Annotated in this window: 13 protein-coding genes and 2 riboswitches; of the genes, 5 read left to right on the top strand and 8 right to left on the bottom strand. The window is 57.1% G+C overall.

Annotated elements, in window-relative coordinates:
• Nucleotides 1-127 precede the first annotated feature (127 nt).
• The gene (locus ACR0AA_RS13855) at nt 128-1,105 is read left to right on the top strand and encodes an HpcH/HpaI aldolase/citrate lyase family protein (protein ID WP_480664657.1); all 978 of its coding nucleotides are present in this window, start codon (nt 128-130) and stop codon (nt 1,103-1,105) included.
• A gap of 257 nt (nt 1,106-1,362) precedes the next feature.
• Entirely contained in the window at nt 1,363-2,328 is a 966-nt protein-coding gene (locus ACR0AA_RS13850; RefSeq protein WP_480664656.1) for a GlxA family transcriptional regulator, read from the top strand.
• Nucleotides 2,329-2,369: 41 nt separating this feature from the next.
• Here the strand turns inward: ACR0AA_RS13850 and ACR0AA_RS13845 are convergent, their stop codons facing one another.
• The 6 genes from ACR0AA_RS13845 to ACR0AA_RS13820 form a co-directional block, all read right to left on the bottom strand.
• Entirely contained in the window at nt 2,370-4,253 is a 1,884-nt protein-coding gene (locus ACR0AA_RS13845) for an adenylate/guanylate cyclase domain-containing protein (protein WP_480664655.1), read from the bottom strand.
• Between the two features lie 160 nt (nt 4,254-4,413).
• On the bottom strand, nt 4,414-5,106 hold the full coding sequence (locus tag ACR0AA_RS13840) for a thiamine ABC transporter ATP-binding protein (RefSeq protein WP_480664654.1): 693 nt from the start codon (nt 5,104-5,106) through the stop codon (nt 4,414-4,416).
• Nucleotides 5,093-6,640: an ABC transporter permease family protein gene (locus tag ACR0AA_RS13835; RefSeq protein WP_480664653.1), complete on the bottom strand. Its 1,548-nt coding sequence runs from the start codon at nt 6,638-6,640 to the stop codon at nt 5,093-5,095. Before ACR0AA_RS13835 ends, ACR0AA_RS13840 begins: the two co-directional genes overlap by 14 nt.
• A complete protein-coding gene (gene thiB / locus ACR0AA_RS13830; RefSeq protein ID WP_480756259.1) occupies nt 6,616-7,596 on the bottom strand; it encodes a thiamine ABC transporter substrate binding subunit in 981 nt (326 codons plus the stop codon). Before thiB ends, ACR0AA_RS13835 begins: the two co-directional genes overlap by 25 nt.
• 32 nt (nt 7,597-7,628) lie before the next feature.
• Nucleotides 7,629-7,732: riboswitch (TPP riboswitch) on the bottom strand.
• 171 nt (nt 7,733-7,903) lie between these two features.
• Entirely contained in the window at nt 7,904-9,268 is a 1,365-nt protein-coding gene (locus ACR0AA_RS13825) for an ArsB/NhaD family transporter (RefSeq protein ID WP_480664651.1), read from the bottom strand.
• A 24-nt stretch (nt 9,269-9,292) separates the two neighbouring features.
• Nucleotides 9,293-9,781 (bottom strand): CBS domain-containing protein, encoded by a 489-nt coding sequence (locus tag ACR0AA_RS13820; RefSeq protein ID WP_480756258.1) that lies wholly within the window; start codon nt 9,779-9,781, stop codon nt 9,293-9,295.
• A gap of 408 nt (nt 9,782-10,189) precedes the next feature.
• Nucleotides 10,190-10,309, top strand: a riboswitch (TPP riboswitch).
• A gap of 109 nt (nt 10,310-10,418) precedes the next feature.
• On the opposite strand from ACR0AA_RS13820, the gene thiC reads away from it, so the two are divergent.
• Entirely contained in the window at nt 10,419-12,218 is a 1,800-nt protein-coding gene (gene thiC / locus ACR0AA_RS13815; RefSeq protein ID WP_480664649.1) for a phosphomethylpyrimidine synthase ThiC, read from the top strand.
• Between the two features lie 253 nt (nt 12,219-12,471).
• Here thiC and ACR0AA_RS13810 read toward each other — a convergent pair whose 3' ends face one another.
• Both ACR0AA_RS13810 and ACR0AA_RS13805 read right to left on the bottom strand, forming a co-directional pair.
• The gene (locus tag ACR0AA_RS13810; RefSeq protein ID WP_480664648.1) at nt 12,472-13,236 is read right to left on the bottom strand and encodes an enoyl-CoA hydratase; all 765 of its coding nucleotides are present in this window, start codon (nt 13,234-13,236) and stop codon (nt 12,472-12,474) included.
• A 269-nt stretch (nt 13,237-13,505) separates the two neighbouring features.
• Complete coding sequence (locus ACR0AA_RS13805; RefSeq protein WP_480664647.1) at nt 13,506-14,387, bottom strand: LysR family transcriptional regulator; 882 nt, start codon at nt 14,385-14,387, stop codon at nt 13,506-13,508.
• Between the two features lie 96 nt (nt 14,388-14,483).
• Here ACR0AA_RS13805 and ACR0AA_RS13800 point away from each other — a divergent pair, with 96 nt between their 5' ends.
• Together ACR0AA_RS13800 and ACR0AA_RS13795 are read left to right on the top strand one after the other, a co-directional pair.
• Nucleotides 14,484-15,272, top strand: coding sequence for a HalD/BesD family halogenase (locus ACR0AA_RS13800; RefSeq protein WP_480664646.1), 789 nt, complete (start codon nt 14,484-14,486; stop codon nt 15,270-15,272).
• Entirely contained in the window at nt 15,269-16,423 is a 1,155-nt protein-coding gene (locus tag ACR0AA_RS13795) for a M24 family metallopeptidase (protein WP_480756257.1), read from the top strand. Before ACR0AA_RS13800 ends, ACR0AA_RS13795 begins: the two co-directional genes overlap by 4 nt.
• Nucleotides 16,424-16,427: the final 4 nt, after the last annotated feature.

Raw genomic sequence — 16,427 nt, 5'->3', positions numbered from 1 at the left:
CGACGGACTGGCTGCCAATGGCGAAGACGGCAACGGCGCGGTCGAAGCAAAGGTCAAAGCCGAAGTCGCCGAACTCTGCGCCCGTTTCCCAATCTACCCGAACCTGTAAGACGAAGGACACCAAATCATGAGTTTTCACTCCATTGAACAGGCCCCCGGCCGACTGAACCGCAGCGAACTGGCCGTCCCCGGCAGTCAACCGGGTATGTTCGAAAAGGCGGCCAAGTCGGACGTGGATGTCATTTTCCTTGATCTTGAGGATGCCGTCGCGCCGGACGAAAAAGAGCAAGCCCGCAAGAACATCATTGAGGCGCTGAACGATATCGACTGGGGTGCCAAGACGATGTCTGTGCGGATCAACGGGCTTGATACGCACTATATGTACCGCGATGTTGTAGACGTCGTCGAAAAGGCCGGTGAACGGTTGGATCTGATCATGATCCCCAAAGTTGGCACCGCCGCCGACGTTTATGCTGTCGATATGCTGGTGACTCAGATCGAGGACGCCAAGGGCTACAAAAAGCGGATCGGGTTTGAGCACATCATCGAAACCGCCCTGGGAATGCAGAATGTCAGCGAGATCGCAGCCGCGTCGAAGCGCAACGAAAGCCTGCATTTCGGCGTGGCCGACTATGCGGCATCGACCCGTGCACGGACCACGATCATTGGCGGTGTGAACCCCGACTATTCCGTTCTGACGGACGCAGATGCCGACGGCGGTCGCCTGACTCATTGGGGCGATATGTGGCATTACGCGCTGGCCCGCATGGTGGTCGCGGCGCGGGCCAACGGACTGCGCCCGATCGATGGACCTTTCGGCGATTTCCAGGATCCGGACGGATACCGCGCCGCAGCCAAACGCGCAGCGGTGTTGGGCTGCGAAGGCAAATGGGCCATTCACCCCAGCCAGATCGCATTGGCCAACGAAGTCATGTCCCCGTCCGATGCGGAAGTGAACAAGGCACAGCGTATTCTGGTTGCCATGGCCGAGGCCGAAGCATCGGGTAAAGGCGCTGTATCACTGGATGGCCGTCTGATCGACTATGCCTCGATCCGTCAGGCAGAAGTACTGGTTGAAAAAGCCGGTCAAATTGCTGCGGCCTGAGCCGCCACAGATCACAAGTTCCAAGGCGCGGGGTCGTTCTGGCTCCGCGCTTCGTCGTTGAAAAGCGCCAGGTTGAAGTGAGAAACGTTAGAGCGGTCGAGTTGGACAGCATCCCGTTTGCTTCTTGCTTTCAATCTGATGATGGGTTCAAAGTAGCTGCTCGCCGAATGATGTTCAGGGACCTCAACCACCGATGAGGGCGACCGCATCCTGACTTTGGGGGCATCGCGCAGGCAAATACAGTAAGATACAGTCGAATGTTAGAACCTGCATCGAAATTGAAGACCGAACGACACATAACCTTTGAGATTTTTGTTCAGGCGGAGTTTGCGTACCTTGAGCTCTCATCGATCATAGCCGTTTTGCAAACGGCAAATGACGTTCTCAACCGCGACCTCTTTCAATGGCAGATTACCTCTGACACGCCCGGACTGGTGTCCAGCTGCTCTGACTTGATTGTGCGGGCAAAACCCGCAATCGCGGACCAATACCTCAGCGACTGTATGTGCGTTGTCGGAGGCCAGATGGGTGACGTCAATTCCTGGTTGCGGCGTGTTCGGGCGATGCAGAAACACAAGCGACCAGTTGCTTTGTTTTCGGACGCGGCCAGAGAGTACATCAAGGCAACAGCGCCGCAGGGGGGACCTGTTACAACGCATTGGCGGGATGTCGGGTTGTTGCGGGAAATCGGGGATTTTCCGACTCTTTCAGAAAACCTTGTCGCCCGAAACGGAACTGTCCTGACCTGTGCCGGTCATGGACATGCAGCCGAGGCAACTATCGGCATTCTTGCAGAGGTGCTTGAGCCTCAGGATTGTGCGGAGTTGGCATGCCAACTGATGCTGAACAACGTTCGCGGCCATTCTCAGGAGCAGCCCAAAGGCCTGAGCGCCAATCCAAACTTCCTTGAAAAGCGGCTTCAAAACACGATCCGCGTCATGGAGGAGAACACCGAACACCCGTTGCCAACGGCCAGCCTAGCCCGACGCGTGGGCATTTCGACCCGACAGCTCGAACGGCAGTTCATGGTGCATTTGGGTACATCACCCGGCAAGTTTTACAGGAAGCTTCGGTTGAAAAAGGCATATACTCTGGTCTCGAACACGCAGATGCCGGTCATTGATATTGCAATTGCATGCGGATTCTCATCCACCTCTACACTCGCACAGACTTTCAAGGCAGAGTACGGGAAGACCCCGAAACAATTGCGGCGAGCGGAATGATGTGAAGGAGTGCCTTCTTTCAAGCCGCATTTTTTTGCGGATCAACCTTCAGGCCCACGTTGATCCTTCGTCTCGCCGTTGTTGGGCGCGTCATCAAGTCGGTAGACGTTCACCTTACCCTGTCGTCCTCTGACAGGGAATTCGCCTACATGAACCAGATGGAAAGACGCGCCGATCAGCTTTGCGGTCGCATCACTGATCAGAATCTTGGTCTGCTCGTCGGTCGACAGATCGCCGGCCAGAGTTTCGATCCGGGCGCAGGTATTCACGGTATCGCCGATGACGGTGTAGTTCATCCTCTCCAGAGCACCGATGTTTCCGACAATAAGCGGCCCGGTATGAACGGCGATCTTGACGCCATAGCTGACCCCGGCCTCTGCCAGAGACTGCTTGATGGCCACGGCCGCACGACAGGCACGTTCGGCATGATCCTTCTGTTCCCGAGGTGCCCCCCAGAACGCCATCGCAGCATCGCCGATATACTTGTCGAGGGTGCCGCCCTCGGCCTGAATACAGCGGTTCAGGATCTCGAAGTGCCGGTTCAGCATCTCGGCCGTAGCTTGCGGTGTCATGGATTCCGAGGTCGCCGTGAAACCCACGATGTCGGCAAACATGACGGTCAGTTCAACTTCGCGTGGTTCGACAACATCGGGGTCTCCGGTCTTCAGCAATTGCCGGACCAGAGTTCGGGGCAGGTATGTTTCGAACCAGCGCAGCCCGTCGAGCATCTTGTTGAAAGCCGCAGCCTGCAAGTTCAGTTCCGCGACACGAGAAGGGGGCAGATAGTCGATCTGATCCAAGTTCAGTTCACTGATCTTCGTTGCCTCTTCGGTCGACCGGTGGATAGGTGCTGCCAATCTTCTGGCCAACAACAGGGCCGCAAGTACGGAAGCGATAAGCAACCCGCCACTGACCAACGCCGCGTCGCTCAGGCGCGACCATTGATTGCTCCAATCGCTAAGCGGGGAATACTGGCCGATGATCCAAGGCTCTGCACCAAACCCATAGACGGTGCTTGTCAGAACCAGTTGTTCACTGTCTGCAACCTCGACCACATACCCATCAAATGAGCGGTCAGTGCCCTGGAATTCAGGCGCTTGTCTCAGCATCTGCGAGATGACCGCATCGTCCAGTACTGCGATCGAATGCAGGGGCGCGTCCGAGGTCAACTCAGTTGCCGAAAGGTTCAGCAGTTTTGGGTGCGCCAAAACGCGGTTCCTTCCGTACAATATGAACCCGGTCGCACCGTATTTGCCGCCCAACTCACCGATAATGTCCGAGAAATGGTGCACCGTAGAGGAGACAAGCACAGCCCCTAGAAAAACGTCGTTTTTATAGGCCGGTACTGTCGCCGAGATGTGCGTTCTGCCCTGATCGAAAAAGGGTTCGTTCCAGAACAGGCCGTCATAACCCTTAACGTCCTTCAGAAACCGAAGCGTCCCGGCAGCAGGGGGTTCGTTTTCAGAGACAAAGGTTGGCCCGTCAGGTCCAGCTATGTGAGTTGTGACGAAAAGACGGCCGTCCGGGTAAACAACGGCAAGGTCGGTCAAATAAGGCGCCGACGCTGCAACACCTTTGAAGTAAGCCTCCAGAAATTCGGTATCGGACAGGTCAACGTCACCTGAGCTTGCGTCTTTCTGCAGGGATTTCGCAAGTTCCTCGATCGGCGTTGTCAGGCTGAAGATGTTGTCCTCAATCGACTCGACGATCATCGAAGCAGAAGTGTTCAGCAACTCGGTGGTGTTTTGAACATTGGCGTATGTTGATACTAACAGCACCGCTCCGGCCGAAAGCGCCACCAGTCCACCGATGGCCAGCGCCAGCAGTGCAGAGATTTTGATTTTGATTCTGGATCGAGGGCTGTCTGCCCGCTTACCGGCCTGGACCAAGCCGCTGCGTTCCAGATGTTTGTCTTCCGTGACCATTTTTGAACGATATTTTGCTTGACGGCTCGTTTCAACGCAGTTGGAGTCCTAACCTAGCGTTTTCGCGTGAGAGGTTGATGCAAAACGCGCGCTTTACTCAATGCGGGGCCAAAACCTGCGGACCTGCAATGCGACACGGATAATTCAGGCGAGGTCGCTGTTAACCGAGATATGCTCGCAAGCTCGGCGGAGGATTTTCAAAAAGCTTCTCGGTCACGACGGGTGGATGCGCCATCTCATCCGCCACAAGAACCGTTTGTTGCGCGATGCGGCGCGCGTCCTGCGGATCATGGCTGACCATCAGTAAGGTGGTGTCGGTCTCGGCTACCAGATCGGCCACGAGATCAAGCATCTCGGCCTTGAGGGCCGGCCCCAACGCCGCGAAGGGTTCGTCTAATAGCAAAATCTCGCGTCGCTGCACAAGGACTCGGGCCAACGCGACTCGGCTTTGCTGGCCGCCTGACAGTTCAGAAGGCCGCCGCCCGCCAAGCCCGGACAGGGCGACCCGGTCGAGTGCCGACTGCACCTGTGTTTCCTCATCTTTCGAAAGACGACCGTTCGGGCGCAGGCCCAAGGCAATGTTCTGTTCGGCTGTCAAATGCGGAAACAGGTTTCCGTCCTGAAACAGCATCGCCAAAGGGCGCTTACCGGGGTGCAGATTGGAGATACACTCGTGTTTCCAGAATATCTGGCCCTGCTTGAGGTCTCGAAACCCCGCGATGGTTTCAAGAAGTGTGGATTTTCCCGCCCCGGATGGCCCGATAATGGCAGCGCTGGTTCCAGCCCCGATCTGAATGTCAGCGCGCAGGGTGAAATTGCCATTTTCAATCACGCAGCCGTCAAGCTTCAGCATGCCAGCGCCCTCCTCGGTCCAAAAGCCAGAATGCACCCATCGACAGCAGCAGTAACAGCAGCGCGCCCCCCGCGGCAGCCTGCATCTGATAAGCCCCCATCAGCCGGTAAATCTGCAAGGGCAGGGTTGCGATCTGCGGATCGGCAAACAGCGCGATCACGCCCAGATCACCCATGGACAACGCGGCCCCAAGCCCGGCGGCAAAGCAGATTTGCGGACGCATCCGGGGCAGCAGGATGCGCGCAAAAAATGTCCCTTTGCCCATGTCCAATGAGATCGCAAGCCTGCCATGCCGAGCAACGGCGTCACGCGCTGCGGGTACAAGAATGCGCAGGGCAAAAGGCAGGGCCATTGCCGCATTCACCAATGCTGTCACGGGCAGCGCGAGTGTCGCTGGGTTCGCCAGCGGGCGGATCAGGATGAACAAGCCAGTTCCAATCACCAAGGGTGATGCCGCCAACCCCAGAATGCCGCTAAGCTCCACTATTCCGTACCGTCCTGTCGCCACGGCAGCGGCCATCGGGAGTGCAAGCAACAGAAGAATGGCGGTGCTGGCCGCCGCAACAATGATTGACGTCAATGCTGCACGAAACACCATCGCGGGCATTTCCAACAACCCTGCGAAACCGGAGATTACCACTGACGCGAGTGGGAGAAGCAAAAACGTGGCCGCTGCGAGGATGCAAAATGCGTCAAGTGTGGGTTTTCCTCCGTCCCAGCGGCGTATTTCGCGATCCAGGCCCGTTCCAAATCCATCTCCACGCGAAAACTTCAACGCGGCGAATGCGGCGGCGGCAGTCAGGGCCAATTGCAACGCGGAAAGCAGCGCCGCGCGACCGAGATCAAAATCGTAGGTAAAGGCCTGATAGATCGCCAGTTCGATCGTTGTTGCTCGCGGACCTCCACCAAGAGTGAGGGCAACGGCAAAACTGGTCAGGCAAATGGCGAAGATCACCGCCAGAACGCCCGGTAGAATACGCAGGAGCATGGGCAGTTCGATCAGTCGGAACATTGCCGCACCGTTGCAGCCCAGTTGAGCAGCCAATCGAAATCTTTCAGCGGGAATTTCCTGCCAGGCCTGCAGAACAAGGCGCGTGGCCAGGGGCAGGTTAAAAAACACGTGGGCCAATACAACACCGTGCAACCCGTAAATGCGGATGGGTGGCAGGCCAAAAAGACCCAGAAGGTCAGAAATCCACCCAGACCGCCCGAAGACCTGCAACAACCCAAGGATGGCTACGATGACTGGAAGAATAAACGGCGCGCCCAGAAGCGCGATCAACGCGCGCCGGCCCCGGAACCGTCGACGAGCAAGGGCGCGGGCCACCGGAACGGCCAGCAGGACACTGAATAGCGCGGATAGCGTGGCCTGGATCAGCGTGAACTTCAATGCTGCCCAGTCGGCGGGGCTGAACCCGCCGCTGGTTTCGGCGCGCAATGCGACAGCCGCAAGTGTACCCAGTATCAGCGTTGCGACCAGACCCGCCGCGCCGATACCCGGCCATGGGCTTACTGGCTGAGCGCGTTCTGCCATTCCGCAAGAGCCTGGTGCCGCACGGCGGCGGCTTCATCGGGTGAGAACAGCAGCGATTTCGCCGGCACGGTCAGGGTCTCGAAACCCTCGGGCAGACCTGTTGCCGGGGTCACGGCCGGATACATCCAGTTGGTCGTCGGGATGATCTGCTGAAACGCATCCGACACCACGAACTCCAGGAACTGATCCGCCAGTTCGGGCTGATCGGTTCCGGCCAGCTTTGCCGCCACTTCGACTTGCAGATAGTTGCCTTCATCAAAGGCTGCTGCTGCTTTGCTTGCGTCTTCTTCGGCGATCAGGTGGTAAGCTGGCGAGGTTGTGTAGCTAAGTACCATGTCCGACTCACCCTCAAGGAACAGACCATATGCCTCGGACCAGCCTTTGGTGACGGTCACGATGTTATCGGCAAGACCCGCCCAAATCTCGGGCGCTTGGTCGCCATAGGCCGCTTTGACCCACATCAGCAGGCCCAGACCGGGGGTGGACGAGCGGGGATCCTGAATGATGATCTTGGTGTCGCTGTCTGCCAGTTCCTTGAAGTTGGCAGGTGCCGACGCGTCTGCGTTGTAGACAAACGCGAAATAGCCCCAGTCAAACGGGGTGAACGTTTCGTCGGTCCATTCGATCGGAAGTGCGAAGTCCGCAGAGACGGAACTGGGTGCAAACAGACCGGTTTCCCGGGCTGCGGCAATCAGGTTTGTGTCCAGACCCAGCACCACGTCGGCGTCAGAGTTTTCACCCTCAAGCCGGACACGCGACAACAGCGCGGCACCATCTTCGACACCCACAAGGTTCAGTTCGCATTCGCAGGTCGCTTCAAAAGCTTCTTTTACCTGCGGGCCGGGCCCCCAATCGGATACAAAGCTGTCATAGGTGTATACGGTCAGCTGAGGCTTGTCGGCGGCGATGGCCGAAGTTGCACTCAGTAGTCCCGCAGCAATCAGCAGATGTTTCATATCATCCTCCATTGCGGCGAGAGGGCAAGGATGGATGAAACCTTTACCTTTCCCTCCGCCGGTTCTAGCCGGTTCAGGTTCTACGGGTTCGCCAAAGGCATCTCAGCGCGGTAGCCGCGCACCCCGAGGTGAGGCCGTCACTAGGGGGGATTGAACGAAAAGACAACCTAATAAAATTGCGTCGCGAAGGGGGCGAAGTTTGTAATTCCGCAAGTCGAGGCGATTTGGACGCCTCGCCGCTTCTTGGAACTTGAAGCCCTTTGAACCAGCGATGCTTTCAGCGTGCTTAGCTCAAAGGGCTCCGAAATCAGAAGTATCGCAGCCAAATGTACACGTTCGCGATCATCAACGTCAGGATCATGATCGGGAACGCGATTTTGGCAAAGGCGATAAAGCCGATGGGCTGTTTGGCCTTTTCCGCAAATGCGGCAACCGTCAGGTTGGCGCTGGCCCCAAGCAATGTGCCGTTGCCGCCCAGACAGGCCCCAAGCGCCAGCGACCACCACAGGGGTTCAATTGCCTCTTTGCCGCCAAATGTATCCGCCGTAGACTCGATCAACGGGATCATCGTGGCCACGAATGGTATGTTGTCCAGAATGGCGGACAGGATGCCAGAGGCCCAGAAAATGAAGAACGCGGTCCACATCATGTCGCCCTGCGTCAGCTCCAGCACTTTCTCGCCAAAGAAAGCCAGCAACCCAACGTGTTCGACACCGGCAACGATGACGAACAGCCCGCCGAAGAAGAATATCGTGACCCATTCGACTTCGCCAAAAATGTGGTGCACGGACTCGGATTGTTCCTCGCCGCTTTGATGACCATAGGCCAGCAGCATCAGCAAACCTGCGCCCGCCAAGGCCGACGTGCCCGGTTGAATGCCATAGCTGTGCCCCAGCGTGAAGCCCAGCAACACTAATGCCAGCACGCTCAGGGACTTGATCATCAGGACCACATCGGTGACGGCTTCGGATTCATTGAAGCCCATGATCCGGTCACTTGCCGATTTCGGGATGCTGGCCAGTTCCTTGCGGTTCATCAGGTAGATGATGCCGGTCAGGACAACCAGACATATGGCCGAGATAGGAGCCAGGTTCACAACAAATTGGTTAAAGCTCAGCCCTGCGGCCGAGCCGATGATGATGTTGGGCGGGTCACCGATCAGCGTGGCAGTGCCGCCGACGTTCGAGGCCAGGATTTCGGCGATGAAGAATGGAAAAACCCGCGTTTCCAACGCTTCGGTGATCAGCAAAGTGATTGGTGCGATCAGCAAAACGGTGGTAACGTTGTCCAGCAGCGCCGAGAAAACGGCCGTAATCAGCGTGAGCATGATCAGGATGCCGGTTGGATTGGCGTTCACCGCTTTTGCGGCCTTGATCGCCACGTATTGGAACAGCCCGCATTTGCTGGTGATGCCGACGATGACCATCATGCCGATCAACAAAGCCAGCGTGTTGGCGTCCACACCGGCCACGGCCTGTTCCTGATTGATAATGCCAAACAAGACCATCAACGATGCGCCCAGCATGGCCAGAATGGCGCGGTTGACCTTTTCTGTGATCAGTACCGCGTAAACCAAAATCAGGATTCCGGTCGCGATCCAAAGGGGATCGATTCCCAATAGTTGTGGAACAGAGAGAGCGCTCTCTCCGTGTGACGTCGAATGCGTTGCCAAGGTTTTAGTCCGGTTCGTATAGGGTTAGCTGAGTGCGCGATCCAGAAGCGAGTTGGCGCTTACGGTGCCGACGAAACGGTTGGTCTCGGGCTCAACAAGGATCACGTGCCGTTTGTATTTGTAGATCAGGAAGATGCCTTCCATCACCGGTGTGTCAGGTGCAGCAACAGGGATGTTGGATGGTCTTGACATGTTGTCCCGGACCTTTTCGGTCTTCAGCCGCACCAGCTGTTGTTCGAAATCTTCCCGTGTCAGATTCATGAAGCTTAGGGACTCGATCGGGACGCGGGATGCATCGTCGTTCAGACCAATGGTTGCCGCTTTGGGCAGGATCAGCTTGAGAAGCGTCGGGGCGGTGAAAACGCCAACATAGGTCCCGTCCTCATCCACTACCGGCAGAAAACGCGCCCGGCTGCCCCTGATGATGTTTAAAGCCGTCGCGATGCTTTCATCGGGCAGAATTGTTTTCTGTACCTCAGGCGGTACCATTACATCATAGCAGGTCAGGCCCATGAGTTTCCTCTGACTTCGATCGGCCGCCGGATGGTTTCCCATCTGCACAGCCACAAAAAACGCCCTGCGAGACATGCGGAAAGTCTGCCAAAGCGAATCATAATTTGATGATGCGCACTGCATTTCACCGTCAACCAGAATTGACCACCCCACTTATGAAATTAAATTGATATCGCTATCGCTATATGTGGCTTACGGATGCGTAACGCATGTCCGATAGTTTGCGCGCGGAACCGGCGAGCGGAGCCTATTAGCCTGGCACTGTGGAAATCCACGCCCACCCATTGCCAGTTTTTGGTCCAGCACTCCGTCTAATGGAACGCGCTTGGCAATCCTGCAGAACGTACATCCGGGCGAATGACGCGGCAAAATTGGAACTTGCTTCGCCGATACCTCTCAGGCTAGACGGACCTCACGCAGGGGAGTCCCACCGAGGGGACTGAGAGGCTGACGGGGCATTGCCCGGCGACGCGACCCTTTGAACCTGACCCAGTTGATACTGGCGTAGGAAGCTAGGGCGCGCAGGCCAAGGATCCGGGCGGGCGCACTCCGAACAGGGGGCCGTACGCCCTCTCGTTTCCCCAAGCCAAAACTCTTCTGGTGTCTTTTTGAGTTGAACCGCTTGAGGAGCACCAACATGAATGTCCCCAATCCCAAGATCACCACAGGTGAATTGCCGGCTTCGCGTAAGATTTATGTGAAAGGCACGCTGCATACGGATGTCCGCGTGCCGATGCGCGAGATTTCGGTCCACCCGACGGCAGGCGAGCCGCCGTTGCCGGTCTATGACAGCTCGGGCCCTTACACCGATCCGAACGTGATCACCGATATTCGACAAGGCCTGGCTCCTCTGCGCCGCAAGTGGATCGAAGCGCGTGGCGATGTCGAAGAATATGATGGGCGCGAGATCAAGCCCGAGGATAACGGCTTTGTCGAAGGCGACCGGCTGACTCCGGAATTTCCCGTCAAACGCCCCCCGTTGCGCGCCAAAGATGGCAAGGCTGTGACGCAACTGGCCTATGCTCGCGCAGGCATCGTCACGCCCGAGATGGAGTTTATTGCCATCCGCGAAAATCAACTGCGCGAGGCCGCGTCCGAGCGGCGCGAAGGCAATGATTGGGGCGCCAACATCCCCGACTATGTGACGCCCGAATTTGTACGCGACGAAGTTGCGGCAGGCCGCGCCATCATTCCGGCGAATATCAATCATCCCGAAAGCGAACCGATGATCATCGGGCGCAATTTCCTGGTCAAGATCAACGCCAATATGGGCACGTCGGCAGTGACCTCCTCGATGGAAGAGGAAGTGGACAAGATGGTCTGGTCGATCCGCTGGGGTGCTGACACGGTCATGGACCTGTCCACCGGTCGCAACATCCACAACACCCGTGAATGGATTATCCGCAACAGCCCGGTTCCGATCGGCACGGTGCCGCTCTATCAGGCGCTGGAGAAGGTGAACGGCCTTGCCGAGGATCTGACGTGGGAGGTGTTCCGCGACACGCTGATCGAACAGGCCGAACAGGGCGTGGACTACTTCACCATCCATGCGGGTGTGCGCCTGCACATGGTTCCGATGACTGTTAACCGGGTGACTGGCATCGTGTCGCGCGGCGGCTCAATCATGGCCAAATGGTGCTTGCATCACCATAAGGAAAGCTTCCTGTACGAGCATTTCGACGAAATCTGCGACATCTGCCGCGCCTATGACGTGTCGTTCAGCCTCGGTGACGGGCTGCGTCCCGGTTCCATCGCTGATGCCAATGACGAGGCGCAGTTTGCCGAGTTAGAGACGCTGGGAGAGCTGACCAAGATCGCTTGGGCGAAGGATTGTCAGGTGATGATCGAAGGCCCTGGCCACGTGGCCATGCACAAGATCAAGGAGAACATGGACAAGCAGCTGGAGTGCTGCCACGAGGCGCCGTTCTATACGCTTGGCCCTCTGACCACCGATATCGCGCCAGGCTATGACCACATCACCAGTGGCATCGGCGCGGCAATGATTGGTTGGTTTGGCTGCGCGATGCTCTGTTACGTCACGCCAAAAGAACATCTGGGTCTACCGGATCGGGACGACGTGAAGACCGGCGTCATCACCTATAAGATCGCCGCACACGCCGCAGATCTGGCAAAGGGCCTTCCGGGTGCCCAACGCCGTGACGATGCCCTGTCGCGTGCTCGGTTCGAGTTCCGCTGGGAGGATCAGTTCAATCTGTCGCTCGACCCCGACACTGCGCGCGAATTCCACGATCAGACCCTGCCGAAACAGGCGCATAAAGTGGCGCATTTCTGTTCGATGTGCGGGCCGAAATTCTGCTCGATGCGGATCAGCCACGACATTCGGTCCGAGGCGCAAAAGGAAGGAATGGAAGCCATGGCCGCCAAGTTCCGCGACGGGGGCGACCTGTATCTGCCTGTAACTGGCGAAGACGCGTAAACCAAGGCGCCGGAGCCGCATTCGGCTCTGGCGCTTCAAATTTTTGGCCAGCTGAACGATCATCGTTCAACACAGCGCGGGTCAAGGTTCGATCTGGCAAGGCGACACAGGCCGACATGTCCGGTAAAGCGACATACATTGAACCGGCCGGACAAGGCCTAAGCTTGATGCCGCCCCACTAGCCAATTTGACGCTGAAGGGTGGATCGCCTTTGGATGGGGTAAGAGATCTTGCTGACCTGCAGCGATAGCGCTCAACCGTAATTTGGCTGTCTTTTCTGCAGCTTGGCTGCAACGCTTTCGGCGAAATCAGGCGATTGCAACTGCTGTGCAAAGATCCTGATTTCAGCGGCCATATGGCCGGCCACTTCATCGCGCCGACTACGGATCAGCGCCTTGGATTGCCTGAGAGCGACAGGAGAGGAGGCCGCGACTTGCCGTGCGATTTCTTGCACTTTGGTTGACAGGTCGCCGTCAGAAAAGACCCGGGCTACCAACCCATGATCCAATGCCTCGGCTGCGGTCAGGATACGACCGGCAAGCAGGACGTCATTGGCGACGGCCATACCGACCGAAGCGGGCAGCAGCATCGACGACCCGGCCTCGGGCACCAGACCCAGCTGGACAAACGGAGCACTGAACGTGGCGCTCTGCGCGGAATAGACCAGATCGCAGTGCAATAGCATGGTCAGGCCAACTCCGATCGCCGGGCCGTTGACTGCTGCAATCAGAGGCTTGGGGCAATCGCGGATCGCATTCAGGAACCGCACGATTGGGTTTTCGTCAGCGCTTGCCGGAATTCCGCCAGCCATGAAATCCTGCAGATCATTGCCAGCCGTGAACATATCGCCGGACCCGGTGATGACCAACGCACGCGCTCCGTCGGTTTGTCCGTATTCTTCGATGGTTTCGGCCATCGCCGTGTACATGGCGAAGGTGATCGCGTTTTTCTTTTCTTCCCGGGAAATGGTTGCGGTTGTAACGCGATCCTGGGTGCTGATGATGATATTGGCGCTCATGGGGTTTGTCCTTAAGGCTTCTGCGGGACTCGTGCCGCCTTGATAGAGGGTTTCGGTTCAGGCGGTGGCCGCCGCATCTTTAGCGCCATAGTTCAGCAAGTGCTGACCTGCAGCATGTTCGCGATCCGAACGTGGCCAGAAACCGCGCGCTGTGCGATCGTTGAGTAGGGTTGGGTACTGCGATTTTTGCATGTTAATCAGTTCGTATGTTGGCGATAAGGCATCGTCAACAAATCACGATGATGACCCCACGTCGCCCCTGCGCCGGGTTAGTCATTTTGCAGCGTTTTAACAATTTTCTGCACGTCCGGGTGTGACTTTAGTCTTTTTGGATAAGCAATCAGATAGTCCTGCGGCAGCGTGATCGGTGACAGGTTCATCTTGATGATGTGGCCGGTTTTCAGATCTGTCGTGGCCATTTCCTGCGGAACGAGGGCCACACCCAGACCATTGCGCGCAAAACTCAACGCGGTGCTGCTGTGCCCCACAAGTTGCCCGGCTGACCGATCAATGATCCGGCGTCCATCCAATACTGTGTTCCAATCCGGGGAAGAGGCGAAACCCGGACCCCAGTCGGTGTGGATGAAGCATCGATCCGGAACGTGGATCAGTCCGTGATTGTATTGTGCGGCCAACTTCGGCGAAGCCACGGCAACCAGAACATCTGAAAACAGGGATACGACCTGATAGTCACCATACAGATCGTGACCATAGAAAACGCGCATATCAATGCGATCGGCTTGAAAGTCCACGGGATCTTCCTCGATCCGAACGCCCAGAGGTGTTTCAAGGCTGTCTAACCCGAGTTTGGAAAGCTTCCGCGCCAGCCATGTCTCAGCGACCGATGGCGGGGCGCTCAGCACCAGCCGTTTTCGACGGGTGTTTGTCCGCTGCATCCTGTCGGACAGGTCCGTCAGGCGCGTCATCGCACCGGCAAGTTCAGGATAGGCCATCTGTCCGGAATCCGTCAGGGAAATCCGGTTGCCTTGTCGGATGAACAAGGTCTCGTCCCAAAATTCTTCAAGTAATTTGACCTGCTGACTGACGGCCGCTGCGCTTACGTTCAGTTCGCGCGCAGCTTTGGTGAATGACCCTGTTCGGGCAGCGGCTTCGAACGCGCGCAGCGCATTGAGTGGAGCCGTGCGTTTCATGACTGTCCTTTAGAAAATCTAATGTACCCTAAAAAGAATACCTATTGATAAGGCCACTGTACAAGGCCTACTCAGGAATAAAGACTGGGAGGATCGATGATGCGTGAAGTGATCAACTTGGACTTATACCCGCTGGACCAGCAAGGCAGCGCGGCGTGGCAAGAGCTGATTGAACGCTGCAGGTTGGAACTGTCCGCGAATGGCCTGTTCAATTTGCCCGGATTTATTCGGGACAACGCGATCCAATCTGCCGTGGCCGAGCTCAAACCGGTTTTTGATGAAAACTCTTTTGTCCATGCGCGTCGGCACAACATTTACTTCAAGAAAGCCATCGACGGCCTTAGCAACGACCATCCCGCCCTGATCGAGTTCGAAACCTCGAACCGGACAATATGTGCGGATCGGATGGGACAGGCGCTTGTGATCCGGCTGTATGAATGGCCTCTTTTTGCGCAATTTCTGGCGGCGGTGATGGAGAAGCCAGAACTGTTCGTCATGCAGGACCCGCTGGCCCGGGTGAATGTCATGGCCTATTCTCAGGGGCAGGCTCTGAACTGGCACTTTGACAGATCGGAATTCACCACAACGCTTCTGCTGCAAGCACCGGACTCGGGTGGTGATTTCGAGTATGAGAAAGATCTGCGCAGTGATACCGACCCAAACTACGACGGGGTAGCGGATTTGCTGGAAGGGCGCCGCAAGCCGACGCTGATGAAACTGCAGCCGGGGACTTTGAATATCTTCAAAGGTAAGAATACGGCCCACCGTGTTACGCCCGTAAGGGGTGAACGCGACCGCATTATCGCGGTGTTTTCCTATTATGAACGCCCGAATGTTCAGTTTACCGAGGAGGAGCGCATCGGGTTTTACGGGCGCGCATCATGAACGCGGAAAGAGCCTTCAAAGACGACCGCAAGCTCACTTATCTGAACGCCGAGGGTGCGGATAAACCGCTAAAAAGCCCAGTGCCGGACGCGGTTTTGAACAGGGCGCGATCATACCGGCTGCAGCGTCTGCGCCAGCAGATGGAGATCGCGGATTGCGCCGCGCTGTTGCTGTATGACCCCTGCAACATTCGGTATGCGTTTGACTGTTCCAACATGCAGGTTTGGACGCTTCATAACCCGATACGATATGCGCTGATCCTGAACAACGGACCAGCCATCATGTTCGAGTTCAAAGGCTGCCTTCATCAAAGCGAGGGTTTGCCGGGCATTGACGAAATGAGGGTCGCCGAAACCTGGATGTTCATGGCCTCAGGCGACAAGACTGAGGCGGCAACAGACCATTGGGCCGATGAAATTGCGGACATCGTCCGGGAATATGGCGGAGATAACCGGCGAATAGCCTGCGATAAGCTCGAGAACGGGGGTGTCGATGCATTGAAAGCGCGTGGCCTCAAACCTATTGCCGGTTCACCGCTTACAGAGATCGCGCGCTCGATCAAATCCGACGATGAAATCGAGTTGATGCGTTGGACTATCCGTGTGTGCGAGGCGGGCATGGCGCGGATCTACGAGCATTCGACCCCAGGCACCACCGAGCGTGAACTCTGGGCGCATCTGCATTTCGAGAATGCGCGGTCGGGTGGCGATTGGCTGGAAACCAAGTTGCTGACTTGCGGCCCAAGGACGAACCCCTGGTATCAGGAGTGTTCGGACCGACCTTGCCAACTGGGCGAGATGATATCGTTCGATACCGACATGATTGGCCCGTACGGTTATTGCGCCGATCTTTCCCGCGCGTGGACCTGTGGCTACACGCCCATGTCGTCGACCCAGCGGCGCTTGTACGACACGGCGCTGGACCAGATTCACCACAACCTCCAACTGGTGCGCCCGGGCGTCAGCTTGCCGAGTTCAATAGCAAAAGTTGGGGTATTCCTGACCCTTACATTCCCTATCGATATTCTTTGGCGGTTCACGGTGTGGGCATGGCCGATGAATGGCCGGTCGTTCCGTTGCATGTGGATTGGGGCGAAGGCGCGATGTCCGGGCGGTTCGAGCCCGGAATGGTCGTTTGTGTGGAAAGCCTGATCGC

It is taken from the genome of Ruegeria sp. CE8, assembly GCF_056537465.1.
The sequence above is the reverse complement of the archived record's forward strand: the minus strand, read 5'-3'. Positions and strand labels throughout refer to the sequence as shown.

Excerpts from the sequence above, each read along its gene's own strand:
- thiC (WP_480664649.1), top strand. The coding sequence starts at position 10,419 with ATGAATGTCCCCAATCCCAAGATCACCACAGGTGAATTGCCGGCTTCG.
- ACR0AA_RS13855 (WP_480664657.1), top strand. The coding sequence starts at position 128 with ATGAGTTTTCACTCCATTGAACAGGCCCCCGGCCGACTGAACCGCAGC.
- ACR0AA_RS13800 (WP_480664646.1), top strand. The coding sequence starts at position 14,484 with ATGATGCGTGAAGTGATCAACTTGGACTTATACCCGCTGGACCAGCAA.
- ACR0AA_RS13820 (WP_480756258.1), bottom strand. The coding sequence starts at position 9,781 with ATGGGCCTGACCTGCTATGATGTAATGGTACCGCCTGAGGTACAGAAA.
- ACR0AA_RS13795 (WP_480756257.1), top strand. The coding sequence starts at position 15,269 with ATGAACGCGGAAAGAGCCTTCAAAGACGACCGCAAGCTCACTTATCTG.
- ACR0AA_RS13840 (WP_480664654.1), bottom strand. The coding sequence starts at position 5,106 with ATGCTGAAGCTTGACGGCTGCGTGATTGAAAATGGCAATTTCACCCTG.
- ACR0AA_RS13805 (WP_480664647.1), bottom strand. The coding sequence starts at position 14,387 with ATGAAACGCACGGCTCCACTCAATGCGCTGCGCGCGTTCGAAGCCGCT.
- ACR0AA_RS13810 (WP_480664648.1), bottom strand. The coding sequence starts at position 13,236 with ATGAGCGCCAATATCATCATCAGCACCCAGGATCGCGTTACAACCGCA.
- ACR0AA_RS13835 (WP_480664653.1), bottom strand. The coding sequence starts at position 6,640 with ATGGCAGAACGCGCTCAGCCAGTAAGCCCATGGCCGGGTATCGGCGCG.
- ACR0AA_RS13845 (WP_480664655.1), bottom strand. The coding sequence starts at position 4,253 with ATGGTCACGGAAGACAAACATCTGGAACGCAGCGGCTTGGTCCAGGCC.
- thiB (WP_480756259.1), bottom strand. The coding sequence starts at position 7,596 with ATGAAACATCTGCTGATTGCTGCGGGACTACTGAGTGCAACTTCGGCC.
- ACR0AA_RS13850 (WP_480664656.1), top strand. The coding sequence starts at position 1,363 with ATGTTAGAACCTGCATCGAAATTGAAGACCGAACGACACATAACCTTT.